The sequence below is a fragment of the Pseudomonas sp. NPDC089530 genome (genome assembly GCF_050280705.1).
Taxonomy (GTDB): domain Bacteria; phylum Pseudomonadota; class Gammaproteobacteria; order Pseudomonadales; family Pseudomonadaceae; genus Aquipseudomonas.
Genome location: NZ_JBNNVU010000031.1, coordinates 16,748 through 40,983, shown reverse-complemented (window position 1 = coordinate 40,983; position 24,236 = coordinate 16,748). Strand labels below are relative to the sequence as shown.

Sequence of the window (24,236 nt, the reverse complement as noted above, 5' to 3'; positions counted from 1 at the left end):
CCCTCATTTAGGAGCGACATCATGGGTTCTACCTTCAATAGCCTGGTCGGACTGATCATCCTCGCGCTGGACATCTGGGCGATCATCAATGTGCTTAAAAGCAATAGCGAAACCGGGATGAAAATCCTCTGGGTGCTGCTGATCGTGCTGTTGCCGGTACTGGGCCTGATCATCTGGACGCTTGCCGGGCCGCGGGGCAACGTGCGGTTCTGAAGGTGGCGCGGGTTCGAAAAGGGGCTGCCAGGTCCTTTTTTATGTGACCAAATATGCACTGCACGAAATTTTCACAAAGTCTCCATGACAATCCGCCGACGCTGTCTTTGCGCTCGAGCCCGCACGATCTCCGGTTGTGTCCCCTTATTCCAGGCCCTTGCCGGCCCGGGGCGGACGCCTGCCAGTAATCAATGGCAATGCCGCGGCTGATCGTGCAACATTTGCGCACCGCGCCATCCCCCAAGCCCGGAGTGGTCAAAAGAGGGCGAGCGCAGCTGGATTTTTCAAAACTTCAACTTCCATTGGGTCCTAAAACGATATGGCAAACCCGGACGCCCTGAGTCAGCAGCGAGCCTCGAGTCGCCTGCTGCAACCGACCGTCAAATCGCACCTGGCTTATACGCTGCTCTGCGCGCTGGTCATGATGGTCATGCTGTCTTTACTGCGCGTGGCGCTGCTGGTCTACAACCGCGAGATGATCCTCGACACCCCGGCGTCGACCTTCCTTGAAGCCTTCGCCAACGGCCTGCGCTTCGACGTGCGCCTGGTGGTCTACCTCAGCGTGCCGCTGCTGCTGGCCCTGTTCAGCGCCCGGGCCATGGCGGCCCGTGGTTTCTTCCGCTTCTGGCTGACCATCGTTTCGAGCATCGCGCTGTTCCTCGGCCTGATGGAGATGGACTTCTACCGCGAGTTCCACCAGCGCCTCAACGGCCTGGTCTTCCAGTACGTGAAGGAAGACCCGAAGACCGTGATGAGCATGCTCTGGTACGGTTTCCCGGTGGTGCGCTACCTGCTGGCCTGGCTGGTCGGCACCTGGCTGCTGAGCCTGGCGTTCAAGGGCGCCGACCGCGCGACCCGGCCACGCGGCCCGTTCAGCGGCGGCAACATCGGCACCCGGCAGGTCGCGCCCTGGTATACCCGCGTCGCGGTATTCGTGGTCCTGCTGCTGGTCTGCGTGGTCGCTGCCCGCGGCACCCTGCGCCAGGGCCCGCCGCTGCGCTGGGGTGACGTCTACACCACCGAATCGAACTTCGCCAACCAGCTGGGCCTCAACGGCACGCTGTCGCTGGTCGAGGCGGCCAAGAGCCGGATGGGCGAGGACCGCAGCAATATCTGGAAAGCCACCCTGCCGCAGCCCGAGGCGCAGCAAGTGGTGCGCGACCTGCTGGTGATGCCGGACGACAAGCTGGTGGACGCCGATATCGCCGCCGTGCGCCGCGACTACACGCCGCCGGCCGACAAGACCCTGCCGATCAAGAACGTGGTCGTGATCCTGATGGAAAGCATGGCCGGTCACTCGGTGGGTGCCTTGGGCGGCCCGGGCAACATCACCCCGTACCTGGACAAGCTGTCCAAGGAGGGCCTGCTGTTCGACCGCTTCTTCTCCAACGGCACCCACACCCACCAGGGCATGTTCGCCACCATGGCCTGCTTCCCCAACCTGCCGGGTTTCGAATACCTGATGCAAACCCCGGAAGGCAGCCACAAGCTGTCCGGCCTGCCGCAGGTGCTGAGCGCCCGCAAGTATGACGACGTGTACGTCTACAACGGCGACTTCGCCTGGGACAACCAGTCGGGCTTCTTCAGCAACCAGGGCATGACCAACTTCGTCGGGCGCAACGACTTCGTCAACCCGGTGTTCTCCGACCCGACCTGGGGCGTGTCCGACCAGGACATGTTCGACCGTGGCCTGCAAGAGCTGAAGGCGCGGGAAAACGGCAAGCCGTTCTATGCCTTGCTGCAGACCCTGTCCAACCACACCCCGTACGCCTTGCCGACGCCATTGCCGGTGGAGAAGGTGACCGACCGTGGCAGCCTGAACGAACACCTGACCGCCATGCGCTACGCCGACTGGGCCCTGGGCCAGTTCTTCGAGAAGGCGCGCAAGGAGCCGTACTTCAAGGAAACCCTGTTCGTGATCGTGGGCGACCATGGTTTCGGCAACGAGCGCCAGATCACCGAAATGGACCTGGGCCGTTTCAACGTGCCAATGCTGATGATCGCCCCGGGCATCCAGGAGAAGTTCGGTCAGCGTAACCACACCGTCGGCACCCAGATCGACATCGTGCCGACCATCATGGGCCGCCTGGGTGGCGAAGTGCGCCACCAGTGCTGGGGCCGCGACCTGCTCAACCTGCCGCAAGGCGACACCGGTTTCGGCGTGATCAAGCCGTCGGGCAGCGAGCAGACCACCGCCATCGTCACCGCCGACCAGATCCTGGTGCTGCCGAAGGAGAAGGAAATGGCGCCGCGGATGTACCAGTACGAACTGGGCGCCAACCCGCACGCCGAAATCGTGCCGGACGCACCGCGTACCGCCGAGCTGAAGCACAAGCTGGAAGCCTTCCTGCAAACCGCCACCAAGAGCCTGCTGGATAACACCGCGGGCGTGGAGCATGGCACGCCGTAGTGATCGGGCGCGCTAAGGGAAAAGAGGCCTTCGGGCCTCTTTTTTTTGCGGCGGGCATAAAGTCCCGAGGCTTGACGGGCCAGGGGAGAGAGGCCAGCGGGACGAACCGGCGGCAGCGCTGCAAGCCGCACCGAAGCGGCGGTTTGCCCGGGGCATTCAGCAATCTGATGGTGCGTGGGCGGTTCGGGCTCCTTCGCTACACTGCGGCTCATCTTCCCCGGAACAACAAGGCAACTCCTTATGCAAAATCGCATGATGATCACTGGCGCCGGATCCGGCCTGGGTCGTGAAATCGCTCTACGCTGGGCGCGGGAAGGCTGGCGGTTGGCCTTGTCGGATGTCAGTGAGCCCGGCCTGCAGGAAACCCTCAGGCTGGTGCGCGAAGCGGGGGGCGATGGCTTCGTGCAACGCTGCGATGTGCGCGACTACAGCCAGCTGACCGCTCTGGCCCAGGCCTGCGAGGTCAAGCTCGGCGGCATCGATGTGATCGTCAACAACGCCGGCGTGGCTTCCGGCGGCTTCTTCAGCGAACTGTCCCTGGAGGACTGGGACTGGCAGATCGCGATCAACCTGATGGGCGTGGTCAAGGGCTGCAAGGCCTTCCTGCCACTGCTGGAACAGAGCAAGGGCCGGATCATCAATATCGCCTCGATGGCGGCGCTGATGCAGGGCCCGGCCATGAGCAACTACAACGTGGCCAAGGCCGGCGTGGTGGCGCTGTCCGAAAGCCTGCTGATCGAACTGGCCCAGGCGGAAATCGGCGTGCACGTGGTTTGCCCGTCGTTCTTCCAGACCAACCTGCTGGATTCGTTCCGCGGCCCGACCCCGGCGATGAAGGCCCAGGTCGGCAAGCTGCTGGAAAGCTCGCCGATCAGCGCGGCGGACATCGCCGACTACATCTACCAGCAGGTCGCCGCCGGCGAGTTCATGATCCTGCCCCACGAACAGGGGCGCGTGGCCTGGGCCCTGAAGCAGAAGAACCCGCAGCTGCTGTACGACGAAATGACCCTGATGGCCGACAAGATGCGCGCCAAGGCCCGGCAGAACGCCGGCTGAACTTGCTCCTGAACCCTTGCATCGTTAGGGTTGCCGGCATCTGGCATCCCTGACGAGACCTTGCATGCTCAATTACCTGTGGTTCTTCCTCGCCGCGCTGTTCGAAATCGCCGGCTGCTATGCCTTCTGGATGTGGCTGCGCCAGGGCAAGAGTGCCTGGTGGATGGTCCCGGCGCTGCTGAGCCTGATGCTGTTCGCCCTGCTGCTGACCAAGATCGAAGCGACCTACGCCGGCCGTGCCTACGCGGCGTACGGCGGGATCTACATCATTGCGTCGATCGGCTGGTTGGGGGTGGTGGAGCGCGTGCGGCCACTGAGCTCGGACTGGCTGGGTGTAGCACTGTGCGTGATCGGCGCGAGCATCATCCTGTTCGGGCCGCGCCTCACCAACGGTTGAGGTCCCGGCCGGGGCTCAGTCGAACAATTCCTTGGGCACGTCGTGCTTGAGCATCAGTTGGCACTGCTCGCTGTCCGGATCGAACACGATCACCGCCTGGCCCTTGGTCAGTGCCTGGCGCACGCGCAGGACGCGGGTTTCCAGCGGGGTGTCGTCGCCATTGTCGGTGCCGTCGCGGGTGACGAAGTCTTCGATCAGGCGGGTCAGGGTGTCGACTTCAAGCAGGTCGTGGGGAATCAGCATTGGGGGCCTCCGGCAAACAATCCCGGATCCTACTGCGCCGGGCCCCGCGCGGCTAGGCCAACCTCGCGGGGGCGGTCGTTCGCTTCAGGATTTCTGCCCGAGCAGGCTGTCCACTGACGGCACCCGGGTGTCGCTTTCCATCTGCGCGTCGTGTTCCAGCTGATGGCTGAAGCGGTCCAGGGAGCCCTGGGCCGGTTGCGCGTCGCTGGCGAATACCGGCGGGCTGAGGATGTAGGCGCCGAGCAGGCGGCTCAGCGCCGTCAGGCTGTCGATATGGGTGCGCTCGTAGCCGTGGGTGGCGTCGCAACCGAAGGCCAGCAGGGCGGTGCGGATGTCGTGGCCGGCAGTGACCGCCGAATGGGCGTCGCTGAAGTAGTAGCGGAACAGGTCGCGGCGCACTGGCAGTTCGTGTTCCGTGGCCAGGCGCAGCAGGTGCCGCGACAGGTGATAGTCGTAAGGCCCGCCGGAGTCCTGCATGGCCACGCTCACCGCGTGCTCGCTGGAATGCTGGCCGGGGGCGACCGGGGCGATGTCGATGCCGACGAACTCGCTGACGTCCCAGGGCAGGGCCGCCGCCGCGCCGCTGCCGGTTTCCTCGGTGATGGTGAACAGTGGATGGCAGTCGATCATCAGCGGTTCGCCGCTGTCGACCACGGCCTTGAGCGCGGCCAGCAGCGCCGCGACCCCGGCCTTGTCGTCGAGGTGGCGGGCGCTGATATGGCCGCTTTCGGTGAACTCCGGCAAGGGGTCGAACGCGACGAAATCCCCCACCCCGATGCCCAGGGATTCGCAGTCGGCGCGGGTGGTGCAGTAGGCATCCAGGCGCAATTCGATGTGGTCCCAGCTGATGGGCAACTCGTCCACCGCGGTGTTGAAGGCATGCCCGGAGGCCATCAGCGGCAACACGCTGCCGCGCAGCACGCCGTTGTCGGTGAACAGGCTGACCCGGCTGCCCTCGGCGAAGCGGCTGGACCAGCAGCCGACCGGGGCCAGGGTCAGGCGGCCGTTGTCCTTCACCGCGCGCACGCTGGCGCCGATGGTGTCCAGGTGCGCCGAGACGGCGCGGTCCGGGCTGCTCTGCTGGCCCTTGAGGGTGGCGCGGAGGGTCCCGCGACGGGTCAGCTCGAAGGCGATACCCAGTTCTTCCAGGCGCTCGGCCACGTAGCGCACGATGGTGTCGGTGAAGCCGGTGGGGCTGGGAATGGCGAGCATTTCCAGGAGGACTTTCTGCAGGTACTTGAGGTCCGGTTCGGGAAGGGATCGGGTCATGGAAACTCCTGATGATGAAAAGGCCATCGCGGGCCAGCCAGTGCTTTCTGCAGGAGCGAGGCTTGCCCTCGATGAGGCCCTGCCTGTCAGCCCAAAACGTTCAGACCGCCGGCTGGCTATGGGGAAACAACAGATCGACAAAGCGCTCCGCCGTCGGCTGCGGTTCATGGTTGGCCAGGCCGGCGCGTTCGTTGGCCTCGATGAACACGTAGCGGGGCTGGTCCGCCGCCGGCACCAGCAGGTCGAGGCCGACCACCGGAATATCCAGCGCCCGCGCCGCGCGGATCGCCGCCTCCGCCAGCGCCGGATGCAGCACCGCGGTGACATCTTCCAGGGTGCCGCCGGTGTGCAGGTTGGCGGTACGCCGCACGAACAGCCGCTCGCCGGCCGCCAGGACGCTGTCGTAGCCATGGCCGGAGGCCCGCAGGGTGCGTTCGGTTTCGTGGTCCAGGGGGATTCTGCTTTCGCCGCCGGTGGCGGCCTGGCGGCGCCGGCTTTGGGCTTCGATCAGCGCCGCGATGGAGTGCTGGCCGTCGCCGATCACCTCGGCCGGGCGGCGGATGGCGGCGGCGACCACCTCGAAGCCGATCACCAGGATGCGCAAGTCCAGCCCCTCGTGAAAGCTTTCGAGCAGCACCCGGCTGTCGAACTGCCGCGCGTGCTCGATGGCCTGCTGCACCTCCTCGAGGGTGCGCAGATCCACGGCCACCCCCTGGCCCTGCTCGCCGTCCAGCGGCTTGACCACCAGCCGCCGATGCTCCTCGAGAAAGGCCAGGTTGTCGTCGGCATTGCCCGCGAGGCGTTGCTCCGGCAGGTTCAGCCCGGCGTTTTTCAGCACCTTGTGGGTCAGGCTCTTGTCCTGGCACAGGCTCATGCTGATGGCGCTGGTCAGGTCGCTCAGGGACTCGCGGCAACGCACCCGGCGTCCGCCATGGCTGAGGGTGAACAGGCCCGCGGCGGCGTCGTCGACCTGCACCTCGATGCCGCGACGGTGGGCTTCCTCGACGATGATCCGGGCATAGGGGTTGAACTCCGCCTGGGGCCCGGGGCCGAGAAACAACGATTGGTTGATGCCGTTCTTGCGCTTGATGGCGAAGGTCGACAGGGTGCGAAACCCCAGCTTGGTGTAGAGGCATTTGGCCTGGCGGTTGTCGTGCAGCACCGAAAGGTCGAGGTAGCTCAGGCCACGGCTCATGAAGTGTTCGATCAGGTGCCGGACCAGCACTTCGCCGACTCCCGGGCGGCTGCAACGCGAGTCCACCGCCAGGCACCACAGGCTGCTGCCGTGCTCCGGATCATGGAAGGCCTTGTGGTGATCGAGGCCCATGACACTGCCGATCACTGCGCCGCTGTCTTCGTCCTCGGCCAGCCAGTACACCGGCCCGCCGGCATGGCGCGGCGTCAGCAGGCCGGGGTCGACCGGCAACATGCTGCGGGCCAGGTACAGCTGGTTGATGGCCTGCCAGTCCGCCGCGCTCTGGGCGCGGCGGATGCGGAAACCGCGAAACACCCGGGTCGCCGGGCGGTAGTCGCTGAACCACAGGCGCAGGGTGTCCGAGGGGTCGAGGAACAGCTGGGCCGGCTCCAAGCCGAGAATCTGCTGGGGTGCGGCGACATACAGGGCGATGTCGCGTTCGCCGGGGTGCTCGTTGAGCAGCTCCTCGGCCAGGCTCGTCGGGTCGGGAAAGGTATGGCCGATCAGCAACCGGCCCCAGCCGCAGTGCACGGCGATGGGGTCGGTGCCGCCGGCGCTGCGGTCTTCGGCGAAACGCGCCTGCAGACGCTCGTAGGAGGGCGCCTGACCGCGCAGCAGGCGTTGGCTGTAAGCCGTGGCATGGGATTTCATGGGTCAGATTCCTTGTTCGCTGAGCCACAGGTTCAGCGCGGCCAGTTGCCACAGCTTGGAGCCGCGCAGCGGCGTCAGCTGGCCTTGTGGGTCGGTCAACAGGCGGTCGAGCATCGCCGGGTCGAACAGGCCCCGGTCCTGGCTCGGGTCCAGCAGCAGCTCGCGTACCCAGTCCAGGGTGGCGCCTTGCAGATGCTTGAGGCCGGGTACCGGGAAATAGCCCTTCTTGCGGTCGATCACGGCGCTGGGGATGACCCGGCGCGCGGCTTCCTTGAGCACCTGCTTGCCGCCGTCGGGCAGCTTGAACCGGGCCGGTATCCGCGCCGACAGCTCCACCAGTCGATAGTCGAGGAACGGCGTGCGGGCCTCCAGGCCCCAGGCCATGGTCATGTTGTCCACCCGCTTGACCGGGTCGTCGACCAGCATCACCGTGCTGTCCAGGCGCAGGGCCTTGTCCACAGGCGCGTCGGCGCCGGGCCGGGCGAAATGCTCGCGCACGAAGTCGCCCGCGGCGTCGTTGGCGGTCAGCCATGGCGGCTGCACAGTGGCCTTGTAGTCGTCGTGGCTGCGGTCGAAGAACGCCTCGCGGTAGGCCGCGTAAGGATCGCTGGCGCCATCCACCTGCGGGTACCAGTGATACCCGGCGAACAGCTCGTCCGCGCCCTGGCCGCTCTGTACCACTTTGCAGTGCCGGGCGACTTCCCGGGACAGCAGGTAGAAGGCGATGCAGTCGTGGCTGACCATGGGTTCGCTCATGGCGCGGAACGCCGCTGGCAGCTGTTCGATGATCTCCCGCTCGTCGATGCGCAACTGGTGGTGGTCGGTGCCGTAGTGGCGGGCGATCAGGTCCGAATACTGGAACTCGTCGCCGCGTTCGCCGCCGGCATCCTGGAATCCGATGGAAAAGGTCGACAGCGTGTCTACCCCGGTTTCCCGCAGCAGGCCCACCAGCAGGCTCGAATCGACGCCGCCGGACAGCAGCACGCCGACGTCCACCGCGGCCCGTTGGCGGATCGCCACCGCATCGCGGGTGCTGTCCAGGACCCGGTCGCGCCAGTCTTCCAGGGTCAGCCCGGTTTCATCGGCGCGGGGGCCATAGGGCAGCGTCCACCAGGTTTGCTGCTCGCTGCGACCAGCGGCGTCGATGCGCATCCAGGTGGCCGGCGGCAGCTTTTCGATGCCCGCCAGCAGGGTGCGTGGCGCCGGCACCACGGCATGGAAATTCAGGTAGTGGTTGAGCGCCACCGGGTCCAGCCGCGGGTCGATGTCGCCGCCCTGGAGCAGCGCCGGCAAGGACGAGGCGAACCGCAGGCGCTGGCCGCTGCGCGACAGGTACAGGGGTTTCACCCCCAGCCGGTCGCGGGCGAGGAACAGGCGCTGGGCGTCGCGCTCCCAGATGGCGAAGGCGAACATGCCGTTGAGCCGGGGCAGCAGGTCGGGGCCCCAGGCGTGATAGCCCTTGAGCAGCACTTCGCTGTCGCCGCCTGTGTAAAAGGCATAGCCCAGGCTTTGCAGCTCGGCGCGCAGTTCGGGGAAGTTGTAGATCGCACCGTTGAAGGCCAGGGACAGGCCCAGTGGGTTGTCGATCATCGGCTGGGCCGAGCCGTCCGACAGGTCCATGATTTTCAGGCGCCTGTGGCCGAGGGCTATCGGGCCCTGGCTGTGGAAACCCCAGGCATCGGGGCCGCGAGGGGCGAGGTGGTGGGTGATGCGTTCGACCGCTGCCAGGTCGGCGGGTCGATGATCAAAACGTAGTTCTCCAGCTAATCCGCACATAGGTCCTTACCGGTTTTGCCGTTGGGGAGGGGTTGAGCGGTACCGGGCAAAACAGCCAGGTACCTGGAAACTGACCCAGGTGAATCCCCGTAGTTTTAGACCGATGGGTTATAAGCGGCGGGAGGCTGGTGCGTGAGAGGCCAAGGTGAAGGCCTTGATCTGCCTGGAGTTTTGTCACGGCGGCAGGCCCCGTGGGCGTTTGCGCGCGAGGGCGAAGCGATGCCAGGGCTGCTGGCATCGCTGGGCGGTTTCAAGGTTTGCCGCGAATCAACCGACGCAAGGCAAAACGATTGGGGTGACAGGCTTCGGCGACGCTGCGCGGCAAGGGCAGGGGTTCGTTGTCCAGCCAGGCCGCCAGCAGCTCGCCCGACAACGGTGCGGTGATCAGCCCGCGGGAACCGTGGCCGCTGTTGATATACAGGCCGTCCAGCCAGGGGCAGGGCAGGTCCGGGACCTGGCGCGCATCCTTGCCCAGCACCGCGTAGACCTCGGCGAATGCCGCCTGGTCGGCCAGGGGGCCGACGATCGGCAGATAGTCCGGGCTGGTGCAACGGAAGGCGGCGCGGCCCTCGAGGGTCTCGGGTTGCAGCCGCTCGGCTTCCAGGCGGGCCACTAGGTCCGGGGAGATTTCTTCGAGCATGGCCAGGTTGCCCGCGTGCTCGGCGGCGGTGGGCGTCAGGTCGTCGCTCTTGAAATCGAAACTGGCGCCCAGGGTGTGTTCGCCCAGGCGCGGGGGGGCGACATAGCCTTCGGCGCAGACCACGGTCGCCAGGCTCTGGCTGCGGGCGGTCTGCGGCAGGCGGGTGATCTGCCCGCGGATGCGCTTGAGCGGCAGCTCGGCGCTGGCCGGGAAACGCTTGATCTCGGCGGCGCCAGCGAGGATCACCACCTCGGCGCTGGCCAGCAGTCGCTGACCGTCCCAGGCCTGCCACTGGCCGTCGACCCGGCGCAGTTCCACGACATCGTGGTGGGCCAGCAGGCGGATCCGTGGATCCGCGGCTTGCCACTGGCACAGCGCTGGCGGGTGGACCCAGCCGCCCTGTGGATAAAACAACCCGCCGTGTTCCAGGCCGACGCCTGCCACGGCCTGGGCCTGGGGTTGGTCCAGGGGATGCAGCAGGTCCGCCGGGAAGGCCGCCGCCAGCTGCGCCTGGCGCTCGGCCTCCTTGGCATTGAAGGCCAGTTGCAGCACGCCGCAGCTGTCCCAGTCGAGGCCCCGTTGCAGTTGTTCGAGCAGGCGCCGGGTGTAGCCGAAACCGCTGAGGATCATCTGCGACAGGGCGGTGCCGTGGGCCGAGAGCTTCAGGTACAGCACCCCCTGCGGATTGCCCGAAGCTTCCTGGGCCAGTTGCCCGTGACGCTCCAGCAGGCTCACCCGCCAGCCCCGCGCGGCCAGGCTGGCGGCGCTGGCGCAACCGGCCAGGCCGGCGCCGATCACCAGCGCGTGTTTGTCCCGGATGCGTTGGCTCGGACGGGCAAACCAGGGCTTGCTCGCGACCGGGGCCGGGGTGTCTTCGGGCCAGCCGAGAAACTCGCCGCGCAGCACTTCCCATTTATGGCCGATGCCCGGTGTGCGCTTCATCTTGAAGCCCGCGGCATTCAGCAGGCGCCGGACCCAGCCGGTGCTGGTGAAGGTGCTGATGGTCGAGCCCGGCGCGGCCAGGCGCGCCAGTTCGGCGAACAGTTCGGCGTTCCACATTTCGGGGTTTTTCGCCGGGGCGAAACCGTCGAGGAACCAGGCGTCGACCTGCCCGTCGAGTTGCGGCAACTGCTCCATGGCATCGCCGATCAGCAGAGTCAGGGTGACCCGGCCGCCGTCCAGCACCAGGCGCTGGAAACCCTGGTGCACGGCGACATAGACCCGCAACAGGCGTTCGGCCAGAGGCGCCAGTTCCGGCCACAGGGCCAGGGCGCGCTGCAGATCCGGCGGGCTCAGCGGGTACTTTTCCACGCTGACGAAATGCAGGCGCGCGCTGGCGTCGGCCTGTTGCTCGAACAGTTGCCAGGCGCAGAGAAAATTCAGCCCGGTGCCGAAGCCGGTTTCGCCGATGACGAAACGCTCGCCCGGCGCCAGGGCGGCAAAACGTTCGCCCAGGCGGTTCTGTTCGAGGAACACATGGCGGGTTTCGTCCAGGCCCGAGTCGCGGGAGAAATACACATCGTCGAAGACCCGCGAACGCGGGCGGCCCTGGTCGTCCCAATCGAGCTGGGCGTGGGGCTGGGTAGCAGGGGAGGATTCAGGCGTCATGTTCGGCTCGGCAGCGGCAAGGCGCTCATTCTAGCCGATCGGCATAGCGGGTCATGATCCACGGCAAAGGGATGGCGCGTGCCTGCCGACAAATCGGGTGGCGATCCGTTAGTCTTGCTCCATCTTGCCAGGGAGTCGCTCATGTTCGAATCAGCCGAAATCGGTCACGCCATCGACAAAAAGACCTTTGATGCCGAAGTTCCGGCGCTACGCGAAGCGCTGCTGGAAGCCCAGTTCGAGTTGCAGCAGAAAGCCCGGTTTCCGGTGATCGTGCTGATCAACGGCATCGAAGGCGCGGGCAAGGGCGAGACAGTGAAACTGCTCAACGAATGGATGGACCCGCGCCTGATCGAAGTGCGCACCTTCGACCAGCAGAGCGACGAAGAACTGGCGCATCCGCCGGCCTGGCGCTATTGGCGGATGCTCCCGGCCAAGGGCCGCATGGGGGTGTTTTTCGGCAACTGGTACAGCCAGATGCTCCAGGGCCGGGTCCACGACCTGTTCAAGGACGGCCGTTTCGACCAGGCCATCGCCGGCGCCGAGCGCCTGGAGAAAATGCTCTGCGACGAAGGCGCGCTGATCTTCAAGTTCTGGTTCCACCTGTCCAAGAAACAGATGAAGGACCGCCTCAAGTCGTTGCAGGACGACCCGCTGCACAGCTGGCGCATCAGCCCGCTGGACTGGCAGCAGTCGGAGACCTACGACAAGTTCGTCAAATACGGTGAGCGCGTGTTGCGCCGCACCAGCCGCGACTATGCGCCCTGGCATGTGATCGAGGGCGCGGACCCGCATTACCGCAGCCTGGCGGTGGGCAAGATCCTCCTCGAAGGCCTGCAGAATGCGCTCAACCGGCCGGCGGTCGAAGCCGAGTCCCATGTGGCGCCCCTGGGCGAGTCGGTGGACCGGTTGACCCTGCTCGACAGCCTGGACATGAGCCAGAGCCTGGACAAGGACGACTACGAGGAACAGTTGATTACCGAACAGGCGCGCCTGGCCGGCCTGCTGCGCGACAAGCGTATGCGCCGGCACGCCCTGGTAGCGGTGTTCGAGGGCAACGATGCCGCTGGCAAGGGCGGTGCGATCCGGCGCGTGGCGGCGGCCCTGGACCCGCGCCAGTACAGCATCGTGCCGATTGCCGCGCCGACCGAGGAGGAGCGTGCCCAGCCTTATCTGTGGCGCTTCTGGCGGCATATTCCGGCGCGGGGCAAGTTCACCGTGTTCGACCGTTCCTGGTACGGCCGGGTGCTGGTGGAGCGGGTCGAGGGCTTTTGCAGCCCGGCCGACTGGCTGCGCGCCTATGGCGAGATCAACGATTTCGAGGAGCAGCTCGAGGACGCCGGGGTGATAGTGGTCAAGTTCTGGCTGGCGATCGACAAAGAGACCCAGCTGGAGCGTTTCCAGGCCCGCGAGGAGATTCCGTTCAAGCGCTTCAAGATCACCGAGGATGACTGGCGCAACCGCGACAAGTGGGACGCCTACCGCGCCGCGGTCGGCGACATGGTCGACCGCACCAGCACCGAGGTCGCGTCCTGGACCCTGGTGGAGGCCAACGACAAGCGCTGGGCCCGGGTCAAGGTGCTGCGCACCCTCAACCTCGCGCTGGAAGAGGCGTTCGACAAGTCCGACAAGAAGGCCAAAAAGAGCAAGAAATAACCGCCGCAGGCCGTGAGCTGCTGGAGGCTCGAACCCCGTGCCACGATGGTTTTGCATACGCCGGATGAATGATCGTCGCGGTCGGGCGAGGGCTGGATCTATGCTCGATCCATTCACAACCGACCACAACAATGAGGTATGCCATGCGTGAAGTGGTGATCGTCGATAGCGTGAGGACCGGCCTGGCCAAGTCCTTTCGCGGCAAGTTCAACCAGACCCGTCCGGATGACATGGCCGCCCACTGCGTCAATGCGCTGCTCGCCCGCAACGGCATCGACCCGGCCAGCGTCGAGGACTGCATCGTCGGCGCCGGTTCCAACGAGGGCGCCCAGGGCCACAACATCGGGCGCAACGTCGCGGTGCTGTCGCGGCTGGGCATCGGCACGGCGGGCATGACCCTCAACCGCTTCTGCTCGTCCGGCCTGCAGGCGATCGCCATCGCCGCCAACCAGATCGCCTCCGGTTGCAGCGACATCATTGTCGCCGGCGGGGTCGAGTCCATCAGCCTGACAATGAAAAGCATCAACACCGACAACCTGGTCAACCCGCTGCTCAAGGAGCAGGTGCCGGGTATCTACTTCCCCATGGGCCAGACCGCCGAAGTAGTCGCCCGGCGCTACCAGGTGAGCCGCGAAGAGCAGGACCTGTACGCCCTGCAAAGCCAGCAGCGCACGGCGGCGGCCCAGGCGGCCGGGCTGTTCGACGACGAGATCGTGTCGATGGCGGTGAAGTACAAGGTCGAGGACAAGCACAGCGGCCAGGTGCAGATCCTCGACGGCGTGGTCGATCGCGACGATTGCAACCGCCCGGACACCACCCTGGAAAACCTCGCCGGCCTGAAACCGGTGTTCGCCGAAGACGGTTCGGTGACGGCGGGCAACTCCTCGCAATTGTCCGATGGCGCTTCCATGACCCTGGTCATGAGCCTGGACCGGGCCCTGGCGCTGGGGCTCAAGCCCAAGGCGTTCTTCCGCGGCTTTGCCGTGGCCGGTTGCGAGCCGGATGAAATGGGCATCGGCCCGGTGTTCTCGGTGCCGAAGCTGCTCAAGGCCAAGGGCCTGCAAGTGGCCGACATCGACCTTTGGGAGCTGAACGAGGCCTTCGCGTCGCAATGCCTGTACAGCCGCAACCGGCTGCAGATCGACAACGCCAAGTACAACGTCAACGGCGGCTCGATCGCCATCGGCCACCCGTTCGGCATGACCGGTTCGCGCCAGGTCGGCCATCTGGTGCGTGAGCTGCAACGGCGCAACCTGCGCTATGGCATCGTCACCATGTGCGTGGGCGGCGGCATGGGCGCCACCGGCCTGTTCGAAGCGGTGCGCTAGGCCGTCAGGCATCGCGCAGGGCCTATCGCGGGCAAGCCTCGCGCCTACAGAAACACCTCTGTTCTGTAGGCGCGAGGCTTGCCCGCGATGCTTTTTACGACCTGCACAATCCCATTCGCGTTAACCCTCCAACTGTCTCTGGGTAAGTCCCGGGCCCGGATCTAGAATGCCTGCACTCGTCCGTCAGGTTTTCGGAGTCCGCATGCATATCTCTTCCGGTCGCTGGGTTTATGGATTGTTCCTTGCACTGATTACGGCGCTGCTGTGGGGCATCCTGCCGATCAAGCTCAAGCAGGTGCTGCTGGTGATGGATCCGGTGACGGTGACCTGGTTTCGCCTGTTGGTATCCGGTGGGTTCCTGCTGGTCTATCTCGCCGCGACCCGGCGTTTGCCCAGCTGGCGCGCGCTCGGGCCGCGAGGTGGCTGGCTGGTGCTGATGGCGGTTTGCGGGTTGGTGGGCAACTACGTGCTGTACCTGATGGGGCTGAATCTGTTGAGCCCCGGCACTGCGCAGCTAGTGGTGCAGATGGGGCCGATCCTGCTGCTGATCGCCAGCCTCTTCGTGTTCAAGGAGCGTTTCAGCCTGGGGCAGGGGATTGGCCTGGCGGTGCTGCTGATCGGCTTCGGGTTGTTCTTCAATCAGCGCCTGACCGAGCTACTGACCTCCCTGAGCAACTACACTGCCGGCGTGCTGACGGTGCTGGCGGCGTCGGCGGTCTGGACCTTTTACGCCCTGGGCCAGAAACAGCTGCTGACGGTGTGGAACTCGCTGCAGGTGATGATGGTGATCTACCTGTTCTGCGCGCTGCTGCTCAGCCCTTGGGCCCATCCTCTGGAGGCGCTCGAACTGAGCCCCTTGCAAGGCTGGCTGCTGCTGGCCTGCTGCCTGAATACCCTGATCGCCTATGGCGCCTTCGCCGAAGCCCTGGCCCATTGGGAAGCGTCGCGGGTCAGCGCCACGCTGGCGATCACGCCCCTGGTGACCTTTGCCGCCGTGGCGCTGGCAGCCTGGTGGTGGCTGCAATACGTGCATGCCGAGCAGATCAACGCCCTGGCTTATGGCGGCGCGGTGCTGGTGGTGCTGGGGTCGGCGTTGACGGCCCTGGGGCCGTCGCTGCTGGCCGGGCTCAAGGCCCGGCGCTTGCGTATGGAAGTGTCGGGCCGATAAGGCCCGGGATTACCCCCATGGCGGGCGTTTACCCCTGCTTGCCAGCCTCCAGCATGTTTTCCGGCCGCACCCAGGCATCGAACTCCGCGTCCGTCAGATAACCCAGCGCCAGGGCCGCTTCACGCAAGGTGAGGTTCTCGGCATAGGCCTTCTTGGCGATCTCGGCGGATTTGTCGTAACCGATATGGGGGTTGAGCGCGGTTACCAGCATCAGCCCGCGCTCCAGATGGTCGGCCATCTGCACCGGATCGGGCTCCAGCCCGGCGATGCAATGCTGCTGGAAGTTGCTGCAGCCGTCGGCCAGCAGGCGCACCGATTGCAGCAGGTTGTGGATGATCACCGGTTTGAACACGTTCAACTGCAGGTGGCCCTGGCTGGCGGCGAAGCCGATGGCGACGTCGTTGCCCAGCACCTGGCACGCCAGCATCGACAGGGCCTCGCACTGGGTCGGGTTGACCTTGCCCGGCATGATCGAGCTGCCCGGTTCGTTGGCCGGCAGCCTGACCTCGGCCAGCCCGGCCCGCGGTCCGGAACCGAGCAGGCGCAGGTCGTTGGCGATTTTCATCAGGCACACGGCCAGGGTCTTTAGGGCGCCGGAGAGGGTGGTCAGGGGTTCATGGCCGGCAAGGGCGGCGAACTTGTTCGGTGCGGTGACGAACGGCAGCCCGGACAGGGCCGCCAGCTCGGCGGCGATCGCCTCGCCGAAGCCGTGGGGAGAATTCAGCCCGGTGCCGACGGCGGTACCGCCCTGGGCCAGTTCGCACACTGCGGGCAAGGCCGCGCGGATGGCGCGCTCGGCGTAGTCCAGTTGCGCGATGAAGCCCGACAGTTCCTGGCCGAAGGTGATGGGCGTGGCATCCATCATGTGGGTGCGCCCGGTTTTCACCAGCTTCATATGGCGCGCCGAGAGTTCGGCCAGGCCGCCGGACAGCTCGGCGATCGCCGGCAGCAGCTGCTGCTGAACCGCCTGGGCCGAGGCAATGTGCATGGCCGTGGGGAAACTGTCGTTGGAGCTTTGCGAGCGGTTCACATGATCGTTCGGGTGCACGGGCGTCTTGCCGCCGCGGGGGTTGCCGGCCAGTTCGTTGGCACGTCCGGCGATCACCTCGTTGACGTTCATGTTGCTCTGGGTACCGCTGCCGGTCTGCCAGACCACCAGCGGGAACTGGTCGTCATGCTGGCCGTCCAGCACTTCGTCGGCGGCCTGTTCGATCAGGCGGGCGATGTCGGCGGGCAGGTCGCCATTGCGGTCGTTGACCCGGGCCGCGGCCTTCTTGATCAACGCCAGGGCATGCAGGACCGACAGCGGCATGCGCTCGTTGCCAATGGCAAAGTTGATCAGCGAACGCTGGGTCTGGGCGCCCCAGTAGGCTTCGTCCGGGACTTCGATCTGGCCAAGGCTGTCGGTTTCGATTCGGCTCATCGTGCTCACTCCTGTAGGTCTGATTGCGCAGTTTAGGCCGTGATCCACAGCCCGGGTTCCATAAAGCACCTTTTGTGTCGTTTGGTCGAGCAAATGCAGGCACCACAAGGGGTGGGGTTGAGCGACAGAGTTTTTTAGGCGCAGAATGAGCGCCCTTGGGGTTATACCTCGCCTGCTAGAAAAGGAAACTCGATGACTCGTCTTCGTGCCATCTGTACCGCGGTTGTTCTGGTTTGCGCCAGCGGCCAGGTGCTTGCCGATACCGCCAGCCACAACGCCAGTGCCGAAGCTTTCCTGACCCTGGCGCATGCTGACAAGCTGGGCACTCCGGTGTACATGCAAGTGCAGCAAATGTTCGCTCAGCGTTTTGAACAGACCAAAGCCCCAGAGTCGAAGAAAGCCGTACTGGAAACCTACCTGGCCAAGGCCAACGCCGCCCTGGACCAGGCCATTGGCTGGAACAAGCTGAAGCCGGACATGGTCAAGCTCTACACCAGCAACTTCAGCGAATCCGAGCTCAAGGACCTGGTGGCGTTCTACCAGTCGCCGCTGGGCAAGAAAGTCCTGGAAAAAATGCCGCAGCTGACCCAGCAATCGGCCCAGATGACCCAGGCCAAGCTGGAAAGCGCGGTACCGGTGGTCAACAAGCTGCTGGCCGACATGACCGCCGAGCTCGAGCCTAAGGCTGCGCCGGCGAAGAAGAAGTAAGGCGGAATCGGGAATGACCATGCAACAACGTATCGAATCGGCGCTCGGCGCATTGCAGCCCGAGCATCTGCAGGTGCTGGACGAAAGCCACATGCACAGCCGCGGACTGGAAACCCATTTCAAGGCCGTGCTGGTCAGCGAGCAGTTCGCCGGGCTCAACAGCGTCAAACGTCACCAGAAGGTCTACGCGACTCTGGGTGAGTTGATGGGCCAGTTCCATGCGTTGGCGCTGCATACCTATACGCCGGAAGAATGGGCGAAGATCGGGGTGGCTCCGGCCTCGCCGACCTGCGCTGGCGGCAGCAAGCACTGACCTGAGGTTTTTTGCTAGAATCCGCAACGCGCCGCTCAAGCCGGCGCGTTTTTTTTTGCATCCGGTTCACCCTTTACGAGGGTAGCCACCTGGAGAATCACCCATGACACAACCGATTGTCGTGGCGGCACTGTACAAGTTCGTCACCCTCGAAGATTACGTTTCCCTGCGCGAGCCGCTGCTCAAGGCGATGCTCGACAACGGCATCAAGGGCACCCTGCTGATCGCCGAAGAAGGCATCAACGGTACCGTTTCCGGTAGCCGCGAAGGCATCGACGGTCTGCTGGCCTGGTTGCGCAACGATCCGCGCATGGTCGACATCGACCACAAGGAATCCTACTGCGACGAGCAGCCGTTCTACCGCACCAAGGTCAAGCTCAAGAAAGAGATCGTGACCCTGGGCGTGCCGGGCGTCGACCCGAACAAGAAGGTCGGCACCTACGTCGAGCCGCAGGACTGGAACGCGCTGATCAGCGACCCGGAAGTGCTGCTGATCGACACCCGCAACGACTACGAAGTCTCGATCGGCACCTTCGAAGGCGCCATCGATCCGAAAACCACCAGTTTTCGCGAGTTCCCCGATTACATCAAAGCCAATTTCGATCCGAGCAAGCACAAGAAAGTCGCGATGTTCTGCACCGGCGGCATTCGTTGCGAGAAAGCCTCGAGCTACATGCTCAGCGAAGGTTTCGACGAGGTCTTCCACCTCAAGGGCGGCATCCTCAAGTATCTCGAAGAGGTACCGCAGCAGGAGAGTAAATGGCAGGGCGACTGCTTCGTCTTCGATAATCGGGTCACCGTGCGTCACGACCTGAGCGAAGGCGACTACGATCAATGTCATGCCTGCCGCACACCGGTGAGCGTCGAGGATCGGGCCAGCGAGCACTATGTACCGGGTATCAGCTGCCCGCACTGCTGGAACACGCTGAGCGAGAAGACTCGCCGCAGCGCCGTCGACCGGCAGAAGCAGATCGAACTGGCCAAGGCTCGCAACATGCCGCATCCGATTGGTTACAACTACAAGCAATCTTCTTCCGAGGCCTGAGCCATGTCCGCCCGCCTGCTGTATGTGATGGACCCGATGTGTTCCTGGTGCTGGGGGTTCGCCCCGGTGGCCGAGGCCCTGGTCGAGCAGGCGCGGGCGGCGGGCGTCGAGTTGCATCTGGTGGTGGGCGGCCTGCGTACCGGCAGCGGCGCGGCGCTGGAGCCGACCACCCGCCGCTACATCTTCGAACACTGGCAGGCGGTCACCGAGGCCACCGGCCAGCCGTTCACGTTCGAGGGCGCCTTGCCCGAAGGTTTTGTCTATGACACCGAGCCTGCGTGCCGCGCCATCGTGACGGCGCGCAGTCTGGCGCCGGATTGCGCCTGGAAACTCCTGGGGCTGATTCAGCGTGCGTTTTATGTCGAAGGCCGCGATGTCACGCGCGCCAGCGTCCTGGTGGAGCTGGCCGAACAGGCGGGCGTGCCGCGCATCGAGTTCGCCGAGGCCTTCGACCGCGCCGAACAGCATGCCGCCACCGCCGCGGACTTCACCTGGGTCCAGGACCTGGGGATTGCCGGCTTCCCGACCTTGCTCGCCGAACGCAACGGCCAGCTGGCCTTGTTGACCAATGGCTACCAGCCCTTGAGCGAGCTGTCTCCACTGCTCGGTCGCTGGCTGGAGCGTGCCGCCTGTGCTTGACCGGGTCCGTGATCCACAGGCGCCGGAACCTGTCGACCGCCTGAGCTGGGCGGAAGTTCGCCGGCTGGCACTGCAGCATAAGAAAGCCCTGTGGATCGCCAACGGCGTGGCCGTGCTGGCGACGCTGTGCAGCGTGCCGATTCCGTTGCTGCTACCACTGCTGGTGGATGAAGTGCTGCTGGGGCACGGCGATGCCGCGCTGAAGGTCATGAACAACGTCTTGCCCGCGGGCTGGCAGAGCGCTGCCGGCTACATCGGCCTGATGCTGCTGATCACCCTGTTGCTGCGTTGCTCGGCCTTGCTGTTCAACGTGTTGCAGGCCCGCCTGTTCGCCGGGCTGGCCAAGGACATCGTCTACCGCATCCGCCTGCGCCTGATCGAGCGCCTCAAGCGCATCTCCCTGGGCGAGTACGAGAGCCTGGGCAGCGGTACGGTGACCACCCACCTGGTCACCGACCTCGACACCCTCGACAAGTTTGTCGGCGAGACCCTCAGCCGCTTTCTGGTGGCCATGCTCACGCTGGTGGGCACCGCGGGCATCCTGGTGTGGATGCACTGGCAGCTGGCGCTGCTGATCCTGCTGTTCAACCCGTTGGTGATCTACGCCACGGTGCAGTTGGGCAAGCGGGTCAAGCACCTGAAGAAGCTCGAGAACGACAGCACCTCGCGTTTCACCCAGGCCCTGACCGAAACCCTGGATGCGATCCAGGAAGTCCGCGCTGGCAACCGCCAGGGCTTTTTCCTCGGCCGTCTCGGCCGCCGGGCCCAGGACGTGCGGGACTATGCGGTGGCCTCGCAATGGAAGAGCGACGCTTCCAATCGCGCCAGCGGGCTGCTGTTCCAGTTCGGCATCGATATCTTCCGCGCGGCGGCCATGCTCACCGTGCTGTTTTCCGACCTGTCCATCGGCCAGATGCTGGCCGTGTTCAGCTACCTGTGGTTCATGATCGGCCCGGTGGAGCAACTGCTGAACCTGCAATACGCCTACTACGCCGCCGGCGGCGCGCTGTCGCGCATCAACGAACTGCTGTCGCGGGCCGACGAGCCACAGTACCCCGGGGGTGTTGATCCGTTCCAGGGGCGCGAGACCGTGGGCATCGAAGTCAGCGGCCTGAGTTTCGGTTATGGCGACGAGCCGGTACTCGACCAGATGAACCTGTCGATCGAGCCCGGGGAGAAGGTGGCGATCGTCGGCGCCAGCGGCGGTGGCAAAAGTACCCTGGTGCAACTGTTGCTGGGGCTCTATACGCCGCAGGCGGGGGTGATCCGGTTTGGTGGTTCGACCCAGCAGGAAATTGGCCTGGAAACCCTGCGCGAGAATGTGGCGGTGGTGTTGCAGCATCCGGCGCTGTTCAACGACAGCATCCGCGCCAACCTGACCATGGGCCGCGAGCGCAGCGACGAAGCCTGCTGGCGGGCGCTGGAGATTGCCCAGCTGGACGCCACGGTCCGTGCCCTGGCCAACGGCCTGGACAGCGTCGTCGGCCGCTCCGGGGTGCGCCTATCCGGCGGGCAGCGGCAGCGCCTGGCGATCGCGCGGATGGTGCTGGCCGAACCCAAGGTGGTGATCCTCGACGAAGCCACCTCGGCCCTGGATGCCGCCACCGAGTACAACCTGCATCAGGCGCTGACCCGCTTCCTGCACGGACGGACCACCCTGATCATCGCCCACCGCCTGTCCGCGGTAAAACAGGCGGATCGGGTCCTGGTGTTCGATGGCGGGCAGATTGCCGAAGATGGCGACCATCAGCAGCTCATTGCCGACGGCGGCCTTTACGCCAAGCTTTACGGGCATTTGCAGCAAGTCCAACGACCTTGAGTTTTGTCCGGTTTTCTGTGCTTAGTGCTTGAATTCCCTGGTAGAAATGACCCCTTCTGCGGCGCGGCCGGGCCGTGGCTTGACTGGCATCGTGCTTGAACGTCGCGGTCCGTGCGCTCAAAGGCACGGAAATTAGCCTAGTCTGTGCTGTCAGGATCGGTATTTTCTCGGGTGTTCATCTGGCAGTGCTGATGCAAGGGACCTCATGAAGCAAAAGCGGACTCTCGGAACGCCACGACTGTTGGGTATCGTCTGGCCCTTTATCGCGGTGGTGTTGTTTCAAGCGCTGTTGGGTGGCCTCAGCTTGTATGTCCTTTCGGCGGTGCGTGGTTACGTGGCCGGGGAGAGCCTTTGGTCCAAGGGTCAGAAGGACGCCATCTATTACCTCAATCTCTACGCTGACAGCCGCGACGAATCGATCTTCCTGAAGTACCAGAGCGCCATTGCCGTGCCCCAGGGCGGGCATGAGTTGCGGGTCGCCCTGGACCAGCAGCCGCCCGACCTGGTCGCCGCCCGGGCGGGGATCCTCAAGGGTGGTAATCACCCTGATGACAGCGACAGCGTGATCTGGCTGTACCTGAATTTCCGCCATTTCAGCTACCTGGAAAAAGCCATCGACCTGTGGACCGTGGGCGACAGCTATCTGGTGCAGTTGGATAACGTCGCCCAGGACATGCATCGCGGCATTGTCAGCAATCAGGCGTCCGAAGCCGATATCCAGCGCTGGAAAAACCAGATCTTCGCCATCAACGACGGCGTGACACCCGCGGCCAAGGCCTTCAGCGATGCCCTGGGCGAGGGCTCGCGGGTGATGCTGCGGCTGTTGCTGGTGACCAACCTGGCTACCGCCCTGGGGCTGATCGTCCTGGCGCTGCTGCGCACTCACAAACTGCTGGCGCAGCGCCATGCCTTCGCCAGCGCCCTGCAGCTGGAAAAGGAACGGGCGCAGATCACCCTGCAATCCATTGGCGACGGTGTCATCACCACCGACGTGGACGGCGCCATCGCCTACATGAACCCGGCCGCCGAGGAACTGACCCACTGGAAGGCCGAGCAGGCCCTGGGCTTGCCGCTGGCCGCGTTGTTCAATCTGCTGGATGAAAATGCCCAGGCCGACGGTTTCACCCTGATCGAGCACATCCTCAGCGGCCAGCTCAGTGGCGGCAGCGAGCACTCGAAGCTGATCCAGCGGCTGGACGGCAGCACGGTTTCGGTGACCCTGGTCGGTGCGCCTATCCGCAACGCTGGCAAGGTCAGCGGCACAGTGTTGGTGCTGCATGACATGACCCAGGAGCGGCAGTACATCGCCAACCTGTCCTGGCAGGCGACCCACGACGCCTTGACCGGCCTGGCGAACCGTCGCGAGTTCGAATACCGCCTGGAGCAGGCGTTGCACACCCTGACCCGGCAACCGGGGCGGCACGCGCTGATGTTTCTCGACCTGGACCAGTTCAAGCTGGTCAACGACACCTGTGGCCATGCGGCAGGGGACGAGTTGCTGCGGCACATTTGCGCCTTGCTCCAGTCCGGCCTGCGCGAGGGCGATACCCTGGCGCGCCTGGGGGGCGACGAGTTCGGGATCCTGCTGGAGAACTGTTCGCCGGACGCGGCGGAAAAGATCGCCGAAGGCCTGCGCCAGACGGTGCAGAACCTGCATTTCGTGTGGAAGGGCCGGCCCTTCGTCACCACGGTCAGCATTGGCCTGGTGCACGTGGCGCACACCCCGACCACCCTCGAAGCCTCGCTGCGCGCCGCGGATATGGCGTGCTACATGGCCAAGGAAAAAGGCCGCAACCGGGTTCAGGTCTATCACGCGGACGATTCGGAGCTGTCCCTGCGTTTCGGCGAGATGGCCTGGGTGCAGCGCTTGCACATGGCCCTGGAGGAAAATCGTTTCTGCCTGTATGCCCAGGAAATCGCCGCCCTGGGCCATGTGGACCGGCCTGGCGGGCATATCGAGATCCTGTTGCGCCTGCATGACGAGGCTGGGCGGATGATCCTGCCCGACAGCTTCATTCCGGCCGCCGAGCGTTACGGCCTGATGACTTCGCTGGACCGCTGGGTGGTGGAGAACGTGTTCAAGATCATCGCCGAGTGCCTGCGCGAGGAGCGCGAAGGGCCCTTGGCGATGTGCGCGATCAATCTGTCTGGGGGCACCATCGGGGATGACGCTTTCCTGGATTTCCTGCGCGGGCAGTTCAGCGTCCATGGCGTACCGCCGGACCTGATTTGTTTCGAGATCACCGAGACCAGCGCCATCTCCAATCTCGGCAGCGCCATTCGATTTATCAACGAACTCAAGGGTTTGGGTTGTCACTTTTCGCTGGATGATTTTTGCGCGGGAATGTCGTCATTCGCGTATCTCAAACATTTGCCTGTAGACTTCCTGAAGATCGATGGAAGTTTCGTAAAGGATATGCTGGACGACCCGATCAATCACGCGATGGTCGAGGTGATCAACCATATCGGTCATGTGATGGGCAAACGCACGATTGCCGAGTTTGTCGAAACGCCGCAGATTGAGCAGGCATTGTTGGAGATTGGCGTGGATTACGCTCAGGGCTACCTGATCGAGCGCCCGCAACTCTTCACCAGCGACAGTCTGCAGCGTCGGCCTTCGCGATCACAGCCGCTGCTCTTCAAGGCTCCTGGCACGCTCCGTTGAATCTCTCGCTGTTCCGT

General features: G+C 64.9%; 19 protein-coding genes. 13 read left to right on the top strand and 6 right to left on the bottom strand.

Annotation, left to right across the window (positions count from 1 at the left end; genetic code table 11):
* Nucleotides 1-21: 21 nt before the first annotated feature.
* The 4 genes from ACQKQA_RS14225 to ACQKQA_RS14210 all read left to right on the top strand — a co-directional run bounded on the left by ACQKQA_RS14225 (nt 22) and on the right by ACQKQA_RS14210 (nt 4,076).
* The gene (locus ACQKQA_RS14225) at nt 22-213 is read left to right on the top strand and encodes a PLDc N-terminal domain-containing protein (protein WP_427558331.1); all 192 of its coding nucleotides are present in this window, start codon (nt 22-24) and stop codon (nt 211-213) included.
* A gap of 319 nt (nt 214-532) precedes the next feature.
* Nucleotides 533-2,623 carry an LTA synthase family protein gene (locus ACQKQA_RS14220; protein ID WP_427558328.1) on the top strand — a complete coding sequence of 697 codons (2,091 nt, stop codon included), beginning with the start codon at nt 533-535 and terminating at the stop codon, nt 2,621-2,623.
* Between the two features lie 240 nt (nt 2,624-2,863).
* Nucleotides 2,864-3,679 carry an SDR family oxidoreductase gene (locus tag ACQKQA_RS14215; protein ID WP_427558324.1) on the top strand — a complete coding sequence of 272 codons (816 nt, stop codon included), beginning with the start codon at nt 2,864-2,866 and terminating at the stop codon, nt 3,677-3,679.
* 64 nt (nt 3,680-3,743) lie between these two features.
* Nucleotides 3,744-4,076, top strand: a complete 333-nt coding sequence (locus tag ACQKQA_RS14210) for a YnfA family protein (protein ID WP_427558322.1) — start codon at nt 3,744-3,746, stop codon at nt 4,074-4,076.
* 15 nt (nt 4,077-4,091) lie between these two features.
* Here ACQKQA_RS14210 and ACQKQA_RS14205 read toward each other — a convergent pair whose 3' ends face one another.
* The 5 genes from ACQKQA_RS14205 to mnmC form a co-directional block, all read right to left on the bottom strand.
* Complete coding sequence (locus tag ACQKQA_RS14205) at nt 4,092-4,319, bottom strand: YheU family protein (protein ID WP_427558320.1); 228 nt, start codon at nt 4,317-4,319, stop codon at nt 4,092-4,094.
* A gap of 84 nt (nt 4,320-4,403) precedes the next feature.
* On the bottom strand, nt 4,404-5,588 hold the full coding sequence (locus ACQKQA_RS14200; protein ID WP_427558318.1) for an osmoprotectant NAGGN system M42 family peptidase: 1,185 nt from the start codon (nt 5,586-5,588) through the stop codon (nt 4,404-4,406).
* Nucleotides 5,589-5,688: 100 nt separating this feature from the next.
* Nucleotides 5,689-7,434 carry an N-acetylglutaminylglutamine synthetase gene (ngg, locus tag ACQKQA_RS14195; protein WP_427558316.1) on the bottom strand — a complete coding sequence of 582 codons (1,746 nt, stop codon included), beginning with the start codon at nt 7,432-7,434 and terminating at the stop codon, nt 5,689-5,691.
* Between the two features lie 3 nt (nt 7,435-7,437).
* A complete protein-coding gene (locus ACQKQA_RS14190) occupies nt 7,438-9,210 on the bottom strand; it encodes an N-acetylglutaminylglutamine amidotransferase (protein WP_427558311.1) in 1,773 nt (590 codons plus the stop codon).
* A gap of 250 nt (nt 9,211-9,460) precedes the next feature.
* Complete coding sequence (mnmC, locus tag ACQKQA_RS14185) at nt 9,461-11,458, bottom strand: bifunctional tRNA (5-methylaminomethyl-2-thiouridine)(34)-methyltransferase MnmD/FAD-dependent 5-carboxymethylaminomethyl-2-thiouridine(34) oxidoreductase MnmC (RefSeq protein ID WP_427558308.1); 1,998 nt, start codon at nt 11,456-11,458, stop codon at nt 9,461-9,463.
* 141 nt (nt 11,459-11,599) lie between these two features.
* Between mnmC and pap the strand changes: the two genes are divergently transcribed.
* The 3 genes from pap to ACQKQA_RS14170 all read left to right on the top strand — a co-directional run bounded on the left by pap (nt 11,600) and on the right by ACQKQA_RS14170 (nt 15,607).
* Entirely contained in the window at nt 11,600-13,111 is a 1,512-nt protein-coding gene (gene pap / locus ACQKQA_RS14180; protein WP_427558305.1) for a polyphosphate:AMP phosphotransferase, read from the top strand.
* A gap of 143 nt (nt 13,112-13,254) precedes the next feature.
* A complete protein-coding gene (locus ACQKQA_RS14175) occupies nt 13,255-14,439 on the top strand; it encodes a thiolase family protein (protein WP_427558302.1) in 1,185 nt (394 codons plus the stop codon).
* Between the two features lie 202 nt (nt 14,440-14,641).
* On the top strand, nt 14,642-15,607 hold the full coding sequence (locus ACQKQA_RS14170; protein WP_427558299.1) for a DMT family transporter: 966 nt from the start codon (nt 14,642-14,644) through the stop codon (nt 15,605-15,607).
* Nucleotides 15,608-15,635: 28 nt separating this feature from the next.
* Here the strand turns inward: ACQKQA_RS14170 and ACQKQA_RS14165 are convergent, their stop codons facing one another.
* Nucleotides 15,636-17,030: a class II fumarate hydratase gene (locus tag ACQKQA_RS14165; protein WP_427558296.1), complete on the bottom strand. Its 1,395-nt coding sequence runs from the start codon at nt 17,028-17,030 to the stop codon at nt 15,636-15,638.
* A gap of 192 nt (nt 17,031-17,222) precedes the next feature.
* Between ACQKQA_RS14165 and ACQKQA_RS14160 the strand changes: the two genes are divergently transcribed.
* The 6 genes from ACQKQA_RS14160 (at nt 17,223) to ACQKQA_RS14135 (ending at nt 24,219) form a co-directional block, all read left to right on the top strand.
* Nucleotides 17,223-17,738 (top strand): DUF2059 domain-containing protein, encoded by a 516-nt coding sequence (locus ACQKQA_RS14160; RefSeq protein WP_427558293.1) that lies wholly within the window; start codon nt 17,223-17,225, stop codon nt 17,736-17,738.
* 13 nt (nt 17,739-17,751) lie between these two features.
* On the top strand, nt 17,752-18,051 hold the full coding sequence (locus tag ACQKQA_RS14155) for a BolA family protein (RefSeq protein WP_007932228.1): 300 nt from the start codon (nt 17,752-17,754) through the stop codon (nt 18,049-18,051).
* Nucleotides 18,052-18,154: 103 nt separating this feature from the next.
* Nucleotides 18,155-19,096 carry a rhodanese-related sulfurtransferase gene (locus ACQKQA_RS14150; RefSeq protein ID WP_427558290.1) on the top strand — a complete coding sequence of 314 codons (942 nt, stop codon included), beginning with the start codon at nt 18,155-18,157 and terminating at the stop codon, nt 19,094-19,096.
* Between the two features lie 36 nt (nt 19,097-19,132).
* Nucleotides 19,133-19,735 (top strand): DsbA family protein, encoded by a 603-nt coding sequence (locus ACQKQA_RS14145; RefSeq protein WP_427558400.1) that lies wholly within the window; start codon nt 19,133-19,135, stop codon nt 19,733-19,735.
* Nucleotides 19,728-21,554: an ABC transporter ATP-binding protein gene (locus ACQKQA_RS14140; RefSeq protein ID WP_427558287.1), complete on the top strand. Its 1,827-nt coding sequence runs from the start codon at nt 19,728-19,730 to the stop codon at nt 21,552-21,554. The genes ACQKQA_RS14145 and ACQKQA_RS14140 overlap by 8 nt, the downstream gene beginning before the upstream one ends.
* A 205-nt stretch (nt 21,555-21,759) precedes the next feature.
* Nucleotides 21,760-24,219 (top strand): EAL domain-containing protein, encoded by a 2,460-nt coding sequence (locus tag ACQKQA_RS14135; protein WP_427558284.1) that lies wholly within the window; start codon nt 21,760-21,762, stop codon nt 24,217-24,219.
* The last annotated feature ends 17 nt before the right edge of the window (nt 24,220-24,236 follow it).